Here is an 18,002-nt window from a genome sequence, read left to right as displayed (position 1 = left end):
GCACAGCGTCCGCTCGTCTCGCATCGGCTGTTGCCGCTTTCGCTAACCTCGGGCGTACCTGTTTGCTCATTACGTGGAAAGCCCCAGATTGGCTGTGCTCGCTTGCGTGTCGAACCGGTTTTTCGGTTACTATAGTCGCGGCGAATACACGCTTGGATTGCGGCTGCGGTTTGGCGCCGCCAGCGGATCCGGCGCTTTCATATCAGATACGGTGAGAAAGGTCGATGAATGTCTGAAGGCTACAAGTACAAGCGCGTCCTTCTAAAACTGTCCGGCGAGGCCCTGGCGGGCGATGCGGGGTACGGCATCGATCCGAAGGTCGTCGAGGACCTGGCTGTTCAGATCAAAGATATCGTCAAAGACGGCGTCGAGCTGGCCGTTGTCGTCGGGGGAGGAAACATCTTCCGCGGCATGGCTGCGAGCGCCGAAGGCATGGAGCGCGCCCAGGCCGACTACATCGGCATGCTTGCCACCGTCATGAACGCGCTTGCCCTGCAGGACGCGTTCGAGCGCCACGGCGTTTACTCCCGCGTGCAGAGCGCCATCAACATGCAAGAGGTTTCCGAGCCCTACATCCGCCGCCGGGCCATCCGCCATCTCGAGAAGGGCCGCGTGGTCATCCTCGCCGCCGGCACGGGCAACCCGTACTTCACCACCGACACCACCGCAGCGCTGCGCGCTTGCGAGATCGATGCCGAATGCCTGCTCAAGGCGACCAAGGTCGACGGCGTATACGACAGCGATCCGCGCACCAACCCCGACGCCAAGAAGTTCGACAAGATCAGCTACCTCGACGTGCTGTCGATGGGGCTCAACGTCATGGACTCCACGGCCACCTCGCTGTGCATGGACAACGACCTTCCCATGATCGTGTTCGATCTGACCGTTCCGGGCAACATTGCCAAAGCTCTCAAAGGCGAAAACGTCGGAACCACGGTACAATAGGGGCGAAAAGCTCCGCGCCGACAAGGGAAGCGGCGCACAACGCTTGGATCGGTTGAAAGGAACTGCAGATGGTTGACGATATTATGGCTCAGGCCGAAGAACGAATGATGAAGGCGATCGAATCGCTCGGCACGAATTTCGCCGCAGTCCGCACGGGCCGCGCCAGCGCTATGGTGCTCGACCGCATAAAGGTGGATTACTACGGCGTGCCTACGCCGATCAACCAAATGGCGGCCGTTAAAACCCCCGACGCCCATATGCTCGTCATCGAGCCGTGGGACAAATCGACGCTTTCCACCATCGAGCAGGCGATCCAGCAGAGCGATCTGGGCGTGCAACCCTCCAACGACGGCTCGGTCATCCGCCTTCCGTTCCCGGCCCTTACCGAGGAGCGCCGCCGCGAGCTCGTGAAGCAGTGCAAGAACTACACCGAGGAGGCACGCGTAGCCGTTCGTAACGCGCGCCGCGATGCGAACACGGCGATCGAGAAGCTCAAGAAGGATTCCGAGATTTCCGAGGATGACGCCAAGCGCGCCGAAACCGAGAGCCAGAAGCTCACCGACAGCTACGTCGCGCAGATCGAAGACGCTTTCAAGAAGAAGGAAGCCGAGGTTATGGAGATCTAATCTCCTTCTACCCGAGGTCGACGTGAACAAGCCCCTTGCCGAGATATTCCCCGATCCGCCCGCCGATCTCAACCCGGCGGCGGTCGATGTCGGGCGCATTCCCGTCCATGTTGCCGTCATCATGGACGGCAACGGTCGATGGGCGAAGAAACGCGCTCTCAACCGCTTGAAGGGGCACGCCGCCGGCATCGAGGCGGTGCGCGAGACCATTCGTGCCGCAAACGACATAGGTGTGAAGTACCTCACCATCTATTCGTTCTCGACCGAGAACTGGAAACGCCCCGAAGAAGAAGTCGTGGGACTCATGGACCTCTTCGCGCAAACCATGCTCGCCGAGGTGGACGAGCTGCACGAAGAGCACGTGCGCGTGATGACGATCGGCCGCACGGGCGCCCTGCCGAAGAAAACGCGCGACGCGTTCGACGAGGCGTGGGAGAAAACCAAGAACAACAGCGGCATGACGCTTGTGGTCGCCATCAACTACGGGGGCAGAAACGAGATCATCGACGGCATCAACGCGTACATGCGGCAGGCCCACGAAGCTCTCGCCGCAGGCGGAACCCCCGAGGAGCTTTCCGAGGAAACGTTCGGGCGCTACCTGTACACAGCCGACATTCCCGATCCCGACCTGCTTATACGCACGAGCGGGGAGATGCGCGTATCGAACTTCCTTTTGTGGCAGATCGCCTACACGGAGTTCTACTGCACCGAGGTGCTGTGGCCCGATTTCGATCGCTACGAGTTCCTTCGCGCGCTGCTCGATTACCAGGGAAGGGATCGCCGGTTCGGGGCGGTGGGGTAGATGGCCGCCGACGAGTCGAAGGACAATCCCGGGAGCACGGGGCGCATCAAGAAATTCGCCCTCGATAAAACGCCCGAGAAACTCAAGAACCCGACCGATATCCAGGTGCGTTTTCGCACGGGGTTCATCTACATCGCCATCTCGGTCATCTGCATTCTCGTAAACGATATCACCACGGTCGTGCTGCTTGCAGCCACGGCTGGTATATCCGCAGGTGAATTCTATTATATGCTACGATCCGACGCGAAGCTCCCCAACGAGTTGCTCGGCATCATCGCGGCGATCCTCTACCCGTTGAGCGTGTTCTTCTTCGGGCTTGCGGGCGCGCTCATGGTAAGCGTCGGCCTGCTCGTTACCCTCATCGCGTGGTACGTGTTCTGGACGCGCGCGCGGGTGCCCGATGTGGGCGTGAGCTTTTTCGGTGCAGCCTACACGGGGCTGCTCCTTTCGGGCATCATGGTCGTGCGGATGTCGCTTCCCGATCCGTGGGGAGGCGTTCTCGTGCTCGGCATCTTCCTCAGCGTATGGGCCAACGATACGTTCGCCTATCTGATCGGCCGAAAATTCGGAAAGCATAAACTCGCGCCCCGGACGAGCCCTAAGAAAAGCTGGGAGGGCTTTTTCGCCGGTCTGGTGGGATCCATGGTCGTCTGGTGCGCGATGACCTACATTCCGGGTGTCACCATGGATGTGGTTCAGGCGTTGTTCTTCGGTTTGATCTGCGGTCTTATGGGCGTGCTCGGCGATCTCGCCGAAAGCCGCATCAAGCGCAATTCAGGATTCAAGGATTCAGGTACGATCATGCCGGGCCACGGAGGCTTGCTCGACCGTACCGATTCGCTGTTCCTCGTCTCGGTGACGTCTGCGATACTGCTGGTTGCCGGAGGCTGTATTCCGTTTGTCGTTTGAGGCCCGCGTACGGGTGCGCGGCGTTGCTACGTCGCGGAAAGGTGCATGCCATATGTCTTCCAGGAAGCGCATCGTCGTTCTCGGTTCGTCGGGATCCATCGGAGGCCAGACGCTCGACGTGGTGCGGAGGCACGCCGATAGGCTCGAAGTGGTCGGCCTGGCGCTCGGGACGCGTGTTGACGCGCTCGAGGCGCAGGTTCGCGAGTTCGGCGTTCTCCATGCGGCGGTGGGCGACGAGAGCCTTCGCGAAGCGCCGGCCGCCCGATCGCTGGCGGCGCATCTGGCGCTTGCCGGCGATGCCGAAAACGCGGCAACGCTGGGATTCGGCCAGGATGCGGTCGTCGACCTCGTTCGGCTTCCCGAGGCGGACGTTGTGGTGAACGCGCTTGTGGGCGCGGCAGGGTTGCGCGCGAGCTACGAGACGCTCCGCGCGGGCAAGGTGCTTGCGCTTGCGAACAAGGAATCGCTGGTGGTAGGCGGCGATCTTATCATGCCGCTGGCCGCTCAAGTCGATGCGCAGCGGCGTGCAAACGGACTCGCCCCGAAGACGGGTCCTGCGGGTGCGCTCATGCCCATCGATTCGGAGCACGGGGCAATCTACCAGTGCCTGCTCGGCGAGCGTGCCGACGAGGTGACCAGGCTCTGGGTTACCGCCTCGGGCGGACCGTTCAGGGGCCGCACCAAAGAGGAGCTTGTCGATATCACGCCCGCTCAAGCGCTCGCCCATCCCACGTGGAACATGGGTGCGAAGATATCGATCGATTCATCGACGCTCATGAACAAAGGCCTCGAGGTGATCGAGGCTCACCATCTGTTCGACATGCCCTACGACAGAATCGAGGTTGTCGTGCAGCCGCAGAGCGCCATCCATTCGATGGTGGAGTTCTCCGACGGCAGCGTGAAGGCGCATCTCGGCACCACCGACATGCGCATCCCGATCCAGTTCGCGCTTTCGTATCCCGATCGATGGGATGCGCCGGTGCGGCCGATGGACTTCCGCACGCTCGGCTCGCTGGAATTCGCTGCACCCGATGCCGATACGTTCCGGTGTCTTGCGCTTGCTCGCGAGGCGGGGCGCGCGGGCGGTACGCTGCCGTGCGTTATGAACGCGGCAAACGAGATCGCGGTGGCCGCGTTTCTCGCCGAACGGTGCGCGTACCTCGATATCGCGGGGTGCGTAGAAGCGGTCATGGAAGCGCACGAGACGAGGCCGGTCGAAAGCCTCGAGCAGCTCGAGGAGACCGACGGGTGGGCACGCCGTACGGCGGATGCATGGATCAACGCGAGATAACGGGGGATCGCATGGTGCAAGAGAAAGCCGTTCTCTCGATCGGTGCGATCATGGTGGATATCGTGTGCAACGTCTCGCGCCTGCCCGAGAGGGGCGAAGGCGTGGTGGTGGAGCATCGCGATGCGATAGTCGGGGGAAGCGCATTCAATTCGGCCAACGTTATCCGGCAGCTCGGAAGACCGGGATTCTTGTTCGCGCCGATCGGAAGCGGCGTGTTCGCCGATTTCGTCAAAAAGGAGATCGAGGCGCGCGGTTTGGCGGCGCTCCGGATCGATACTTCGCTCGATTGCGGTTCGTGCACCTGCCTTGTGGAGCCGGATGGCGAGCGGACCATGATCACGTCGCCGGGAATCGAGCGGCGCTTCGAGCCTGCATGGTTCGAAGCCGTCGACGCCGCCCGGTTCGGGCAGGCTCTTGCGAGCGGCTACGAGATCGAGGGCGCCGGAGGCAACGCGATAATCTCGTTTCTCGAGGAGCATTCCGCGATTGAATTCTTCTACGCACCCGGTCCGCGCATCGAGGGTGTCGGACCCGAAAAGACCTCCCGCATCAACGCTCTTCATCCGATATGGCACCTGAACGAACTGGAGGCGCTTGCGTATACGGGAAAATCGACCATTGGGGAAGCGGCGCGAGCCATCGAGGCTGCGAGCGGCAATACCGTCGTGGTCACCGAAGGGGCGCGGGGCGCGCATCTGTTCTCAGGAGAAGAGCATCTGTTTGTGCCGACCGACCCTGTGGAGCCCGTCGATACGGTTGGCGCTGGCGACGCCCACCTCGGTGCGCTTGTGGCTGCGCGTAATGCGGGGTGCGGTTGGGAGGACGCGCTCGCGATTGCGAACAAGGTTGCGGGTGCCGTGTGCACGGTCGCGGGTGGCACGCTTTCCGATGAAAGGTTCGCGCAGCTGGGAGTTTGTCTGTAAGCCGAATCTGCTCTGGGCGGATCGGGTTTCCGCTTCGCATCGAAGTTCGCTGCGTGCCGCGTTGCAAAGGATGCGGGCTTCTCGCTGCTTCGAGGACCTTCGCCCTACGCCTTTTGCGGTATTCGGACGGAGATTCTTGCGTAAGTTTGTGGGATTACCGTGCGTCTGGCCGTTTGAATGTAAGTCTTTCTATAATAATACCCTCGACATTTTATCGGCGGATACGCCGTTTTTCATAAGGAGCAGCATATGGACGTCATCCTGATGATCTTGTACGGCATCATCGTACTGGGATTTCTCGTCTTCATCCACGAGGGCGGGCACTACCTTGCAGCGCGCGCGTTCGGCGTTCGCGTTACCGAGTTCATGCTGGGCCTTCCCGGTCCGAACATCGGCTTTATCCGGGGCGGAACCAAATTCGGCGTGACCGCTATCCCGCTTGGCGGCTATGCGCGCATTTGCGGCATGGAGCCCGGCGGCGAGAGCCCTCATCTCGAGCGCGTGCTCGCCTGCGTCTACCGGCGCGGCGTTGCCAACATGGAAGATGTCGCATCGGAACTCGGCATTACCGATGACGAGGCCTACGATGCGCTCGAGCAGCTCACCGAATGGGGCAGTATCGCCGGACCCACCAAGAAAGACCAGTTCAATACCTACCGTGCACCCGAAGTGAAGCCGAGTGTCAAGGAGCTTGCGAAGGGCGTCGAGCCCTACGAGCTCGGACAGCAGCGCATCGTTGCCGATCCGCACGGGTTCTTCGAGAGCGAGCGCAAGCAGCAGTACCGCAGCCTTCCGTTCTGGAAGCGCTCGACCATCATCCTCGCGGGTCCGCTTGTGAACCTGCTGTTCGCCATCCTCATGTTCGTGATCCTGTTCTCGATCATCGGCTTCGACGTGCAGAACACCCAGACGGGTGAGATATCCCATATGACCGTGAACCCGCTGCAGGCCGTCCAGGCCGGGTTCAACTACATCGGCGCGGTGGTGTCGGCGGTGATCGGACTGTTCAATCCCGCAACGTTCGGCGATACCGTTTCGAACTCGACGTCGGTTATGGGCATCGCCGTTTTGGCCAAGGACTACGCCGATGCGGGCATCGTGATGTTCTTACAGTTCGTGGCGATGATCTCGGTGTCGCTCGGCATCATGAACCTCATCCCGATCCCCCCGCTCGACGGTGGGCGCTTCATCATCGAGGTGTTCCAGAAGATCACCAAGAAGCTCGTGACCATGCGCGCGCTCAACTACATGAGCACGGTCGGCATGCTGCTGTTCGTCGGGCTGTTCCTGGTGATGATCAACCAGGATATCCAGCGGTTCATATTCGGGAACTGGGGTTAGCGATAGGGGTTTGCGATGGAAGAGGAGCGAAGCGGCAAGGGAGCTGCTGACGAGGCGGTACGGGCGCGGCCCAACGCGAGGACGCGCCGTGTGATGGTGGGCGAAGTGCCGGTGGGCGGCGGTGCGCCGTGCGCCGTGCAGTCGATGCTCAACGCGGCAGCCGACGATGCGGCAGCCAACCTGGCGCAGATCGAGCGGCTTGCCGAGGCTGGATGCGAGATCGTGCGCATGGCCATTCCGCGCAAAGCCTGCCTCGGCACGTTCGAGGCCGTGTGCAAAGCATCGCCCCTTCCCGTTGTCGCCGACATCCATTTCGACGCCGATATCGCCATCGAGGCCGCCAGGCGGGGCGCTGCGAAGCTGCGCATCAACCCGGGCAACATCGGGGGGCTGGCCGAAACCGATCGCGTGATAGCGGCGGCGCGCGAAGCCCGCATTCCCATCCGCATCGGCGTGAACGCGGGCTCGCTCGATTCCGAACTGGCTGCGCGAAGCGATATGACCTTGCCGGAAAAGCTTGCGCGTTCGGCTGCCGATTACGTAAAACACTTCGAAGAACAGGGATTTTACGATATAGTTGTGTCTGCGAAGGCGCATGATGTCATGACGACGGTGCTCACGTATCGCATGCTTTCGGCTGAGATTCCCGATGTGCCGCTGCACATCGGCGTCACCGAGGCTGGCACGCTGTTCCAGGGCATCGTCAAATCCGCGAGCGGTTTGGGTATTCTGCTCGAAAGCGGCATCGGGGATACGCTGCGCATTTCGCTTACCGACGATCCCGTCGAGGAGGTTCGTGCGTGTTGGACGCTGCTTGCAGCGCTTGACCTGCGCCGCCGATCTCCCGAGATCATCAGCTGCCCGACGTGCGGACGCTGTCAGGTCGATCTCATCGCGCTCGCGAAAGAGGTCGAAGCACGGCTGCGGTCGGTAGCCCTACCGGTGAAGGTGGCTGTAATGGGATGCGTGGTGAACGGACCCGGCGAGGCGGCCGATGCCGATATCGGCGTGGCGTGCGGCAAGGGTTCAGGAGTGATATTCGCCCAGGGCAAGACCTTGCGCAAGGTCGAGGAGGGCGCTATTGTGGATGCTTTGATGGAGGAGATTGGAAGACTATGACTGACATTATGCGTATGAGCGAACTGTACGTTCCCACCTTGAAGGAAGATCCCGCCGATGCCGAGATAGCGAGCCATCGCCTGCTCGTTCGCGCGGGTATGATTCGCAAGGCCGCATCGGGCGTCTACACCTTCCTCCCGCTCGGCAAGAAGGTTCTGGCGAAAGTCGAGAACATCGTGCGATCCGAGATGGACGGCATCGGCGCCCAGGAGATCATGATGCCGGTGCTTCAGCCGGCGGAACTCTGGCACGAGAGCGGCCGTTGGGATGATTACGGCCCCGAGCTCATGCGTCTCGTCGACCGTCACGATCGCCCGTTCTGCCTCGGACCCACCCATGAGGAGATCATCACGGCGCTCGTTCGCAATGAACTGCGTTCCTACAAGCAGCTTCCGCTTTCGCTGTATCAGATCCAGGTGAAGTTCCGCGACGAGATCCGTCCGCGCTTCGGGCTTCTGCGCGGTCGCGAGTTCATCATGAAGGACGCCTACAGCTTCCACGACTCCCAGGAATCGCTTCAGCAGACCTACGATGACATGAGCGCCGCCTACGGCAGGATCTGCGAGCGCATGGATTTGGACTATCGTCCCGTCGAGGCGGACTCCGGACAGATCGGCGGCAGTGTGACCTGCGAGTTCATGGCTCTTGCCGACGCGGGCGAAGCCGAGCTCGTGCACTGCTCGTGCGGGTATGCGGCCAATACCGAAGCAGGCGAGGGCCTTGCCCGTCCGACCGAGTATACGGCGGCCGACGCGCTTACGAAGATCGCAACGCCCGACGTGCACACCATCGCCGAATTGGCGGCGTTCCTCGACATTCCCGAATCGTCAACGGTCAAAGCGCTTTCCGGCAAGGGCAAGGATGGCGTAATCACCGTGTTCTTCGTGCCGGGCGATCACGACCTCAACGAACTCAAGGCCGCTCGCGTGGTCGAGGGCTTCGAGCTTTTGACCGACGAGGAAATGGAGGCGGCGGGCCTGCACAAGGGCTCGATGGGTCCTGTGGGCCTTCCCGAGGGCGTTCGCATAGTTGCGGCCAGCAGCCTGCAGGCGATACCCCGCTGGGTGGTCGGCGCGAACGAGGACGGTTACCATTACGTCGGTGCCAAGCAAGGCGAGGATTTCGAAGTGGACGTGTGGGCCGATCTCGTGGTCGTCAAACCGGGCGACTGCTGCCCCAAGTGCGGTCTTCCGCTCGAGGGGGCCCGCGGCATCGAGGTGTCGCAGGTGTTCCAGCTCGGCGACAAGTATTCCAAATCGATGGGCGCTACGTTTTCAGCCGAAGACGGTTCCGAGCAGAACTTCCTCATGGGGTGTTACGGCGTGGGCATCTCGAGGTCCATGGCGGCTATCGTCGAACAGCATAACGATGAGAACGGCATTTTCTGGCCCGTCTCGGTGGCTCCCGCGCACGTGTGCGTCATTCCGCTCAACGTGGGCGACGAAGAGGTGCAGCCTGCGGCGGAGCGCCTTGCCGCCGATATCGCGCGTGCCGGCTTTGAAGTGGTCATCGACGATCGCGACGAGCGCGCGGGCGTGAAGTTCGCCGACGCCGACCTCATCGGTTGGCCGTTGCAGATCGTGCTTGGCAAACGCGGTCTTAAAGAGGGCAAGGTCGAGATAAAGCTGCGCAGGACGGGCGAAAAGCGCGATATATCCATCGCTGCGGTAGCCGAGGCGCTGGCCTTCACCAAGCGCAACATCAAAGGTTCGGGTATCGGCGCCTTCGGCAGCCTGTTCTCGGAATAGTACGGCATCCATGACCAAAGCGATTCTCTTCGACCTCGACGGAACCCTGCTCGATACGCACGACCTCATTCTCGAATCGATGCAGCATGCGGTGAAAACGGTGCTTCGGGAGGAGATTCCTCCCGAGCGCCTTATGGCCAAAGTCGGCCAGCCCCTTACGACGCAGATGTGGGATTTTACAAGCGATCAGACGCTTCACGATGAGCTGCTCCGTGTGTACCGTGAATACAATGCGATCAAGCACGACGGCATGGTCAGCCCGTTCGATGGCACCGAGGAGACGTTGAAGGCGCTTGCCGCTGAGGGGTATCCGCTCGGCGTCGTCACGTCGAAGCGCCACGAGGCTGCTATGCAGGGATTGCAGCTGTTCGGGTTGGACGCGTATCTGGGCTGCATGATCGGCTCGGACGATTGGCCCGAGCACAAGCCCCAGCCGGGGCCGGTCATTCACGGCGCTGCTCTTCTGGGATTCGCCTCCGAAGACTGCATGTACGTCGGCGACAGCCCGTACGACATTCAGGCGGGAAACGGTGCGGGATGCAAGACGACGGCCGCCCTGTGGGGCATGTTCTCCGAGGCGACGCTGTTGGCTGAGCGACCCGATTTCGCCTGTGCCGGTATCCGCGATGTGCCCTGCTTGCTGTAAGTGGCTTGCCCGGTTGAATGTAGCGGTGGGGGTCCGGGCGGGGGAATGCCTATATGCTATTGAAGAAGACGACGATCAATATGCCCATGAGCATGAACGTCGAGCAGCAAAGCAGGGTGATCTTGCATTCAGCCGTTGCGAGCAAGCCCATTTCTGAACGTTGCCCCCTCCAGCGTACGAGTTTGACCACCATCGCGGATACCGATCCTATAATCGCCACATAGCCGACCGCGAGACAGAGCGGGAAGAGTACTTCCGAGATATCTGGAATGATAAAACCCTCAAACATAGGGCGCTCCTCGTATGGTACTGACTCCGTCCCGTATGCAATAAGCTACATGAACGATTAGGCTTAAGAATTTATCATAAAACGATAAAAATACCAGTAGGAACTTTTCTCCCACTCGTCCATAATGAATATCATCACAAAAATGGTGGAATCCATCATGTAATACAGGGGTCTATCGGTGTACTCTATCGATAGCACGCAAGGAGCGGAGGTTGGATGAGGTTCGGCGATCAAGCTGTTATGTTCGATTTCGAGGGCATTCCGATGATCGGAAACTTGAACACCGGGTACGCCATCGGACTGACGGCCGAAGGACGGGACATCTGCCAGCGTCTCATGCATGAAGACGTACCTCCCGCCGAGATCGTCGCCGTTGACGAGGCGTTGTTCCAACACCTCGGCATTGGCGGCTTCTTCGGATACAAAAAACCTGACGATTCTCTCAAATCGGCGTACGTGCACATTACGCAACGCTGCAACCTGCAGTGCGTCGGTTGCTACTCTCTTGACGATGATCGCAACAGGCTCGCGGATGCGCCGACCGAAAAGATCAACCACGCCATCTCGCAGCTCGCTTCGGCGGGAGTGGAACAGATCGTCATATCGGGCGGAGAGCCGTTCCTTCGCGACGATCTTGCCGCCATTGCCGCCTATGCGAAAATCGAATGCGGCATTCCTTCGGTTGTCGTTCTTTCGAACGGCATTGGGCTTGACGCGCATCAGCTCAAGCGGGTTGCCCCGTTCGTTGATCGCGTGTCGATTTCGTTCGACGGGTGCACGGCGTCGTCGCCGGCCTATATCCGCGGTCAGCAGCGATACCCCGAGCTTGTCCGCGCGATCGAAGCCGTAAAGGCAGCGAACATTCCTGCGCACATGATAGCTACGATCCACGCTAAGAACATCGACGACGTTCGCGGCTACCTCGACCTCGCCGAGCGTTTGGGCGTCACGGTTTCGTTCAGCCTGCTTTCGTGTTCTTGCGACGATGCGGCGTTGGGCGAACTCGTTCCCCGCGAGACCGAGCTGCGGAAGCTCGGCAGGTCGATGCTGACGGTTGGCGAGGGCGGTCCGATGCCCGTATCCGACTCCCCGATCGGGGCTAACCTCACGGTTAAGAGCTCGTGCGGAGCCGGACGCGGGATGGTGAGCGTCGCTGCCGACGGAACCGTGTATCCCTGCCATATGCTCCACCGCAAAGAGCTCGCGATGGGCAACCTGTTCAGCGATTCCATGCACAGTGCCCTGTCGAGCGAGGTGGGCCAGGGGTTTCGATCGCTGAACACGAAAGACTTCGAAGGTTGCGCCGAATGCGAGTACGAGCTGCTGTGCGGGGGAGGGTGCCGGGCCCGGTCGTTGTTCGGGTTTGGCAATCTACGATCCCCCGACGCGTATTGCGTAATGATGAAAGAGTTCTTCAGCGGCTACGGCGAAATGGTCAAAGCCGCTGTGGCGATGCAGGGAAGGAGGTGACGATATGCTGTTTCATAGTGAGGCGGGAACGCTGGCTGCATGTGTAGAGGTAGGCTACGGATTTTGCTTTAAGGTTGGTCTGTAGTGGCGCTAATGGATTCCGCCAAAGACTCGATGGCCCTCAGTAGTAACGGGGGCCATTTGTATTGCTTTCGTTATTACTGACGGTGGGTTTACGTGTATGCCTCTGGGCAATCTAGTTGAGTTGTTTGTATAATGCATGGAAGTGGCTGGATTTTGCTGTACGGGACGATTCGCCTAAGCGCTATTTCGTATGAAGGAATCATTTTATGACTACTGAGGAATATACAAAAACCGAAGCCTCTTTGAACCGGCTAAAAAAGTCAGCAAAGGCAATCAGGGTATTCTTCAAAGTTATCTTTGTTTTGTTCTGTATAGTCTGGGTTATGCTGGTTGCTTTGTTTGGATGCCTGTCCTTTTTTCCTGAGATTGTTTCTCCGGATGCGGAATCAGCAGGCGCCGTCCCCTTTATCCTTTGCATAGTTTTCGGTTTGTTGATTGCGGTGTTTTTAAGGCAGGCTATACACTTCCTTAGCGACATCGAAAAGGGAGAGTCGCCTTTTTCGATGCGCCAGGTTAGAAGAATCAGGGTTGTCGCTCTTATCTTTATTGTATACGTTGTGGTGGAGGCGGTCTTCTCTATAGGGCAAACCACTCTGGTCGAGAGTGGATCGCTCATGGTCAAGTATTCTGTGACGAGCGTTAATAGCAATCCAACGTTATCTATCAACTTTGGCATGTTGAGCGCGGCCGCGATACTCTATTGCCTTTCGCTTGTGTTCGAGTACGGGACGCTCCTCCAGCAGCTTTCTGACGAAACGTTGTAGGGCGAGGCCGGGTAGCGATGCCAATCATCCTCAGGCTCGATCGCATCATGGCTGATCGGAAAATGTCCCTTAACGAGCTTTCCGAAAAGGTTGGCATATCGAACGTGAATATGTCGCGCATAAAGACGGGGAAAATCAAAGCGATTCGCTTTTCCACGCTCGAAATGATCTGCGAAACGCTCGATTGTCAGCCGGGCGATATACTCGAGTACGTCCCGAACGGCGAAGGGATTTTCATCGACGAGAGATCCGATATCTCGTCAGAGGATGCCGAATAGCTTACAAAGCATGTGTTTTCCGAGTGCGACCCTGTAGGCAGCGCTATATTAGATAAGAACATAACTAATATGCCCGCGCGACTGGGACGGGAGTGAATCTCGATGTGCATCACGAACCGATACACTTCCCTTGTGTGGAAAACGGCTCTGGTCCTCGTCGCGGCATGGGGCATCTTCCTCAACTCGGGAATACCCGACGGCCGGCTCAACGCGTCGACGTTTCTCTACTACACCATTCAAAGCAATGTTTTCGTGCTTGCGTACTTCGCCTATGCGGCTGGCAAATGCGCACGCGAAATCAGATTCAGCGGTGCGGTGGGAACCGTCAACTATTCTCCTGCGGTCAAGGGCGCGGTTACCATGGGGATCGTGGTAACGCTGCTGATATACTGGTTCGTGCTGGTGGGAGCAAATTTCTCTATGGTGCCGAACGGGTCTGAGGCCTCGAACTTAACCGTGCATCTCGTCGTTCCCCTTATGGCCGTGGCCGACTGGCTTCTGTTCGATCGGAAAGGATCGATCAGGCCGTTCGATCCGGTTAGGTGGTTGGCTCTACCGCTGTACTATCTCGTGTTTGCTCTGGTTGCCGCTCCGCTTGGCGCTACGTATCGAGGCGGATCAAGCTATCCTTATTTCTTCATCGACCCGAACCTTATCGGATGGTCGGGTGTGGCCGTCAACGTCGTACTTGTGAGGGCAGCGTTTCTTGCGCTCGGCTACGCGGTGTTCGCTGTTGATCGGCTGCTGGGAAGGCTCTCGGAAAGTCGCGGGGGACCGCTTGGCGAGGTGGACGCTTCTCAGCCGTAGGCTTGGGCAACCCATTCGGTTGTGCAGTCGATGAACGCATGCGTAGCCGTGGACGCATCGGAAAACGACCTTACCGCGATGGCGAGTTCTCGGCTCGTGGGGATCTCCGGGTGCTTGCAGACGATGTCGAATAGGGGATCGCGAAGGATCAGCTCCGGGAATACGCTGTATCCCAATCCCTGATCGACCATGGCGAGCGCCGCGTAGTCGTTAGCGATGGAGAACGCTATTCTCGGCTCGACTCCGTTGCGGGCGAATACCTCGTCCATTTCGAGATCCGACCCATCGCTCAGCTTGATGCACGGGTATTTCGCCATCGCTTCGCGCGAGAAGCGTTCCTTGGAGGCTTCGGGATGGTTTCGGGGCAGGACGATCAGCATCGGGTCGTGGCGCAACGAGATCGTTTCGAGCTCCAGTTTCACTGGGAGGGCGAAGAATCCGCAATCGGCGTCTCCCGACCACACGAGCGATTCGACCTCGCTTTGGTTGTCGTTGCAGATGAATTCGAGTTCAATGGTCGGGTGGCGCTTGTGAAAGAGCTTCGTGATGCCCGGAAGCCAATGAATGGAAGTGCTCGTGAACGTGGCGACTCGCACCGAGCCCCCTTCAAGCTGTTTGAGCTCCGAAAGCCTTGCGGCGAGCTGCCGCTCGCTGTTGCGGACGCTGTGAACCCAAGGGAGGAGCTCTTTGCCCTCCGACGTAAGGTGCGTGCCGCCGTATTCGCGGACGAACAGCGTGAGGCCGAACTCCTTTTCAAGCGAATTGATCATATAGCTGATGCCCGCTTGGGTGTAGCCGAGCTCTTCGGCCGCCTGCTTGAAGCTGCCGGTTTCGGCGACTTTGATGAACGCTTCGTATTTTTGCTCTCCCATGCCGTCTCCGCTCGGGGTTTATCGTTCGTTCAGAAAACAAGAAGTACTTTAATTCTTTTGAAGAATTTCTCGTTTTACTTATATCAAGCTCAACAGTACCATGTTCTCCGGCAATTGGAAAGGACGGGCTGTGGGTTCGAAAAGCTGGACACACGTATGGTGCATTGTGGCGCAAACGGCGATATTCGGGTTGGGAAACGCCGTAACCAAGCTTGCCTACGACAGCATCACGCCGTTTTGGTGTTTGGCTTTGCGTTTCGGGCTCGCCCTGCTTGTGTTCGCTGTATTCTTCGGACGTCGTATCGTATTGCAGCTTCGGCAAGCGAACCTCGTGGACTGGCTTCCGGCGGCGCTGTGCATGGCCGTCTCCTACATTTCATGCAACGTGGCGCTTGCGTTGACGAGCGCCACGAACGTGGGGTTTCTCGTTGCGCTGCCTATCGTGTTCACTCCGGTCGCGGCGGTTTTCGTACTCAAGCGTCCTTACAAACTCGTGCATCTCCCGTTTCAGGCCCTCGCGGTTTTCGGCCTGTACCTTCTGTGCTGCAACGGCGGGGCCTTCGTCTTCGGATGGGGAGAGGTGCTGGCCCTCGTTTCCGCTGCGTCGCTTGCCGGAGCCCTGGTGTTCGGCGAGCGCGGCTTGAAGAGCCTCGACGTGGCGACGGTGTCGGCCGCCCAGATAGGCGTGACGTTCGTCCTGTCGCTCGTCGGGGCGCTCTCCCTCGAGCCTATGATCGACGTCGCGGCCGTGCAGCCGCCTGCGTGGGGCGTTATCGTGTTTCTCGCGCTGCTGAGTACGTGCTTGACGTTTGCGCTGCAGAACGTCGCCCTTACGAGGCTCTCCTCGACGACGGTATCGATGCTGTTGTGCGGCGAGCCTCTGTTCACGGCTGCGTTCTCGTGGATCGTTCTCGGTGAAATGCTGAGCGGTGTCGGATTCGCCGGTGCGGGGCTTATCGTGGCATGCGTGCTCGTCGAGACGTATCTCGACGGCCGCCTCGCCGCGAATGTACGCAGTAAGGCGAGGCGGGGGTCGCGGGCAAGTCAATCGCCCGCATTGGAATCCGGTTCAAGCTAGGCGAATATCCCAGCCCAGTTTCCGTTCTCGAAGATCGGCAGAACCGACCCGTCCGCCTTGATCCCCTCGATGCGGAGGTCCTCGGTGCCGATCATGAAATCGACGTGGGTCGCGCTCTTGTTGACGCCCGCTTCGAAGAGCGATTCTGCATCCATTTCGGTGCCTCCCTCGTAGCAATCGGGGAAGCCCTGGCCGAGCGCCAAGTGGCACGAGGCGTTCTCGTCGTAGAGCGTGTTGTAGAACAGGATACCGGTTTCGCGAATGGGGGAAGCGAAAGGCACGAGCGCGACTTCGCCGAGCCTGCACGAGTTCTCGTCGGTCTCGATGATGGATTTAAGCGTGTCGTATCCTTGTTCTGCCGAGAAATCGACCGCTTTGCCGTCTCGAAACGTAATGCTGAAGCTATCGATGAGCGTACCGTTGTGGATAAGAGGCATCGCCGAGACGACGGTGCCGTCGGCGCGAAGGCGATCGGGGGTTGTGAATACCTCCTCGGTGGGAATGTTGGGGAAGAACGGCGTACCGCCTTGCGTGGTGTCGCCGCCGCCGTTCCAGAGGTGCTTATCCGTAAGCCCTACGGTGAAATCGGTGCCTGCGCCGTTGCGGTAGCGAAGTGCGTCGAAGCGCTGCTCGTTCAAGAGCTTGGTGCGGGCTGCAAAGCTTTTGCGGTGCTCTTCCCATGCCGCGACGGGGTCGGCATCACCTATGCGGGCTGTCGTGAAGATCGCACCCCAGAGCTTCGCGACAGCTTCGCTTTCCGAAACGCCGGGGAAGACCTTGCGCGCCCATGCGGATGAGGCAGCTCCCGCGATGCACCAAACGTTTCGGCCGAAGTCGAGAGCGTCGTAGAATTCGCTGCAGGCGAGGTGCGAGGCCCGTGCGTTGGCGACGGCTTTTGCCGGATCGATGCCCGTCATGATCTCAGGGTCTTCCGATATGATCGAAAGGATGGCCGCGCCTTCGCGTGCCATCGAGTTGTTGAGCATCGCCGCCCATTCGGGCATGGTTTCGAACACGGCGAGGTCGCAATGGTCGTAGTGCATGCGAGATATCTGTTCGTCGGTGTACCGTACGGTTACGTGACGCGCTCCGCGTTCGTAGGCTATGCGGGTAACGAGGCGGGCGAAATCCGCGGTCTCCACCGAAGCGGTGAGGAAAAGCTCTTGGCCTTGCTGCACATTGCAGCCCGATTCGACGATGAGGCGGGCGTATTTCTCAAGGTTCGATTCGAAGCATGCGGAGGAATCGGTTGGGCGGTCGGTGTTTTTCATGGGGCTCCTTACCGGCGGTTGTGCGAGACGGACTCCTATTGTATAACGCAGCTGCCGAGTCGATGCAAGGGCGCTTGCCGCTCGCGATGGGTCGACGTGCATGCATATCGGGGCTTTGTCTTCGACGGACGATGCGGGTGTTACTCGACGCGCCTCTTTCGGTGTCAGGTTAGATGGCGATGGGCTCTCGGTCGAGATACGAGGTTGGTTCTGTCCCTCGTTTCGGTGAGCCTGTGGTGCGATGATGGACGAATCGCCTTTTCTTCGGAGGGCGTTTCTGCTCCACGTTGGTAAGTATAGCTTACGAAATGCCTGTTCAGCGCTTTGGCGTATACCCGCAACCAATAGTTTCCTAAAATTCCAACTGGAATTGGTCGAATCAACGGAGCCGCAACCGTAAGCTTGGATAAGGTAAGATGATTGAATACCGAAGAAAGGGTTACGCATGAACGTTGAGATCGCGGAGCGCCTCGCGGCACGGCGCAAGGAAGCAGGGCTTTCCCAAGAGGGTTTAGCGGAAAAGCTCGGGGTTTCCCGGCAGGCGGTTTCGAAGTGGGAGCGCTCCGAATCCTCCCCCGATACCGATAACCTCATCGCGTTGGCGAAGCTGTACGGAGTCTCTCTCGACGACCTCCTCTACGTAGACGGCAGCATCGAAGACGATGTGGAGTTCGAAATGTCCGATCGCGCAGCGCAGCGGGCTTCCGTGGGCGGAGAAGCGCAGGCTTCCCCCGGGACG

The 18,002-nt window shown here is 59.5% G+C and carries 19 protein-coding genes; 16 read left to right on the top strand and 3 right to left on the bottom strand.

Annotation, left to right across the window (positions count from 1 at the left end; translation table 11 throughout):
* Positions 1-228 precede the first annotated feature (228 nt).
* From pyrH to C1722_RS08485, 10 genes are all read left to right on the top strand, one after another.
* Positions 229-945, top strand: coding sequence for a UMP kinase (gene pyrH / locus C1722_RS08530; RefSeq protein WP_102378848.1), 717 nt, complete (start codon positions 229-231; stop codon positions 943-945).
* 68 nt (positions 946-1,013) lie between these two features.
* Positions 1,014-1,571, top strand: coding sequence for a ribosome recycling factor (frr, locus tag C1722_RS08525; RefSeq protein ID WP_102378847.1), 558 nt, complete (start codon positions 1,014-1,016; stop codon positions 1,569-1,571).
* A 22-nt stretch (positions 1,572-1,593) separates the two neighbouring features.
* Positions 1,594-2,373: an undecaprenyl pyrophosphate synthase gene (locus C1722_RS08520; protein ID WP_102378846.1), complete on the top strand. Its 780-nt coding sequence runs from the start codon at positions 1,594-1,596 to the stop codon at positions 2,371-2,373.
* Positions 2,374-3,282 (top strand): phosphatidate cytidylyltransferase, encoded by a 909-nt coding sequence (locus C1722_RS08515; RefSeq protein ID WP_102378845.1) that lies wholly within the window; start codon positions 2,374-2,376, stop codon positions 3,280-3,282.
* A gap of 52 nt (positions 3,283-3,334) precedes the next feature.
* On the top strand, positions 3,335-4,573 hold the full coding sequence (gene dxr / locus C1722_RS08510) for a 1-deoxy-D-xylulose-5-phosphate reductoisomerase (protein ID WP_102378844.1): 1,239 nt from the start codon (positions 3,335-3,337) through the stop codon (positions 4,571-4,573).
* Positions 4,574-4,584: 11 nt separating this feature from the next.
* Positions 4,585-5,496, top strand: coding sequence for a carbohydrate kinase family protein (locus C1722_RS08505; protein WP_102379596.1), 912 nt, complete (start codon positions 4,585-4,587; stop codon positions 5,494-5,496).
* A gap of 249 nt (positions 5,497-5,745) precedes the next feature.
* A complete protein-coding gene (locus C1722_RS08500; RefSeq protein WP_102378843.1) occupies positions 5,746-6,837 on the top strand; it encodes a site-2 protease family protein in 1,092 nt (363 codons plus the stop codon).
* 15 nt (positions 6,838-6,852) lie between these two features.
* Entirely contained in the window at positions 6,853-7,956 is a 1,104-nt protein-coding gene (gene ispG / locus C1722_RS08495; protein WP_102378842.1) for a flavodoxin-dependent (E)-4-hydroxy-3-methylbut-2-enyl-diphosphate synthase, read from the top strand.
* Positions 7,953-9,704 (top strand): proline--tRNA ligase, encoded by a 1,752-nt coding sequence (locus C1722_RS08490; protein ID WP_102378841.1) that lies wholly within the window; start codon positions 7,953-7,955, stop codon positions 9,702-9,704. The genes ispG and C1722_RS08490 overlap by 4 nt, the downstream gene beginning before the upstream one ends.
* A gap of 10 nt (positions 9,705-9,714) precedes the next feature.
* Positions 9,715-10,350, top strand: a complete 636-nt coding sequence (locus tag C1722_RS08485) for an HAD family hydrolase (protein ID WP_102378840.1) — start codon at positions 9,715-9,717, stop codon at positions 10,348-10,350.
* A gap of 49 nt (positions 10,351-10,399) precedes the next feature.
* Here the strand turns inward: C1722_RS08485 and C1722_RS08480 are convergent, their stop codons facing one another.
* Entirely contained in the window at positions 10,400-10,639 is a 240-nt protein-coding gene (locus C1722_RS08480) for a hypothetical protein (RefSeq protein ID WP_102378839.1), read from the bottom strand.
* 216 nt (positions 10,640-10,855) lie between these two features.
* Between C1722_RS08480 and C1722_RS08475 the strand changes: the two genes are divergently transcribed.
* The 4 genes from C1722_RS08475 to C1722_RS08460 all read left to right on the top strand — a co-directional run bounded on the left by C1722_RS08475 (position 10,856) and on the right by C1722_RS08460 (position 14,042).
* Positions 10,856-12,109: a radical SAM/SPASM domain-containing protein gene (locus C1722_RS08475; RefSeq protein ID WP_102378838.1), complete on the top strand. Its 1,254-nt coding sequence runs from the start codon at positions 10,856-10,858 to the stop codon at positions 12,107-12,109.
* 290 nt (positions 12,110-12,399) lie between these two features.
* Positions 12,400-12,957, top strand: coding sequence for a DUF2975 domain-containing protein (locus tag C1722_RS08470; RefSeq protein ID WP_102378837.1), 558 nt, complete (start codon positions 12,400-12,402; stop codon positions 12,955-12,957).
* Between the two features lie 17 nt (positions 12,958-12,974).
* Positions 12,975-13,235, top strand: a complete 261-nt coding sequence (locus C1722_RS08465) for a helix-turn-helix domain-containing protein (RefSeq protein WP_102378836.1) — start codon at positions 12,975-12,977, stop codon at positions 13,233-13,235.
* A 102-nt stretch (positions 13,236-13,337) separates the two neighbouring features.
* Positions 13,338-14,042 carry a Pr6Pr family membrane protein gene (locus C1722_RS08460; RefSeq protein WP_102378835.1) on the top strand — a complete coding sequence of 235 codons (705 nt, stop codon included), beginning with the start codon at positions 13,338-13,340 and terminating at the stop codon, positions 14,040-14,042.
* Here the strand turns inward: C1722_RS08460 and C1722_RS08455 are convergent.
* Positions 14,033-14,914, bottom strand: a complete 882-nt coding sequence (locus C1722_RS08455) for a LysR family transcriptional regulator (protein ID WP_102378834.1) — start codon at positions 14,912-14,914, stop codon at positions 14,033-14,035. The genes C1722_RS08460 and C1722_RS08455 overlap by 10 nt on opposite strands.
* A gap of 130 nt (positions 14,915-15,044) precedes the next feature.
* On the opposite strand from C1722_RS08455, the gene C1722_RS08450 reads away from it, so the two are divergent.
* Positions 15,045-15,992 (top strand): DMT family transporter, encoded by a 948-nt coding sequence (locus C1722_RS08450; protein WP_244902500.1) that lies wholly within the window; start codon positions 15,045-15,047, stop codon positions 15,990-15,992.
* Here C1722_RS08450 and C1722_RS08445 read toward each other — a convergent pair.
* Complete coding sequence (locus C1722_RS08445; RefSeq protein ID WP_102378832.1) at positions 15,989-17,263, bottom strand: aminopeptidase; 1,275 nt, start codon at positions 17,261-17,263, stop codon at positions 15,989-15,991. The genes C1722_RS08450 and C1722_RS08445 overlap by 4 nt on opposite strands.
* Before the next feature lie 445 nt (positions 17,264-17,708).
* Here C1722_RS08445 and C1722_RS08440 point away from each other — a divergent pair.
* Positions 17,709-18,002: helix-turn-helix transcriptional regulator (locus C1722_RS08440; protein ID WP_146040678.1), on the top strand; the 294-nt coding region annotated here is incomplete at its 3' end.

Source organism: Raoultibacter timonensis (assembly GCF_900240215.1).
Lineage (GTDB): Bacteria > Actinomycetota > Coriobacteriia > Coriobacteriales > Eggerthellaceae > Raoultibacter > Raoultibacter timonensis.
The sequence above is the reverse complement of the archived record's forward strand: the minus strand, read 5'-3'. Positions and strand labels throughout refer to the sequence as shown.

Excerpts from the sequence above, each read along its gene's own strand:
- pyrH (WP_102378848.1), top strand. The coding sequence starts at position 229 with ATGTCTGAAGGCTACAAGTACAAGCGCGTCCTTCTAAAACTGTCCGGC.
- frr (WP_102378847.1), top strand. The coding sequence starts at position 1,014 with ATGGTTGACGATATTATGGCTCAGGCCGAAGAACGAATGATGAAGGCG.
- C1722_RS08515 (WP_102378845.1), top strand. The coding sequence starts at position 2,374 with ATGGCCGCCGACGAGTCGAAGGACAATCCCGGGAGCACGGGGCGCATC.
- dxr (WP_102378844.1), top strand. The coding sequence starts at position 3,335 with ATGTCTTCCAGGAAGCGCATCGTCGTTCTCGGTTCGTCGGGATCCATC.
- C1722_RS08505 (WP_102379596.1), top strand. The coding sequence starts at position 4,585 with ATGGTGCAAGAGAAAGCCGTTCTCTCGATCGGTGCGATCATGGTGGAT.
- C1722_RS08500 (WP_102378843.1), top strand. The coding sequence starts at position 5,746 with ATGGACGTCATCCTGATGATCTTGTACGGCATCATCGTACTGGGATTT.
- ispG (WP_102378842.1), top strand. The coding sequence starts at position 6,853 with ATGGAAGAGGAGCGAAGCGGCAAGGGAGCTGCTGACGAGGCGGTACGG.
- C1722_RS08490 (WP_102378841.1), top strand. The coding sequence starts at position 7,953 with ATGACTGACATTATGCGTATGAGCGAACTGTACGTTCCCACCTTGAAG.
- C1722_RS08485 (WP_102378840.1), top strand. The coding sequence starts at position 9,715 with ATGACCAAAGCGATTCTCTTCGACCTCGACGGAACCCTGCTCGATACG.
- C1722_RS08480 (WP_102378839.1), bottom strand. The coding sequence starts at position 10,639 with ATGTTTGAGGGTTTTATCATTCCAGATATCTCGGAAGTACTCTTCCCG.
- C1722_RS08475 (WP_102378838.1), top strand. The coding sequence starts at position 10,856 with ATGAGGTTCGGCGATCAAGCTGTTATGTTCGATTTCGAGGGCATTCCG.
- C1722_RS08470 (WP_102378837.1), top strand. The coding sequence starts at position 12,400 with ATGACTACTGAGGAATATACAAAAACCGAAGCCTCTTTGAACCGGCTA.
- C1722_RS08465 (WP_102378836.1), top strand. The coding sequence starts at position 12,975 with ATGCCAATCATCCTCAGGCTCGATCGCATCATGGCTGATCGGAAAATG.
- C1722_RS08460 (WP_102378835.1), top strand. The coding sequence starts at position 13,338 with ATGTGCATCACGAACCGATACACTTCCCTTGTGTGGAAAACGGCTCTG.
- C1722_RS08455 (WP_102378834.1), bottom strand. The coding sequence starts at position 14,914 with ATGGGAGAGCAAAAATACGAAGCGTTCATCAAAGTCGCCGAAACCGGC.
- C1722_RS08445 (WP_102378832.1), bottom strand. The coding sequence starts at position 17,263 with ATGAAAAACACCGACCGCCCAACCGATTCCTCCGCATGCTTCGAATCG.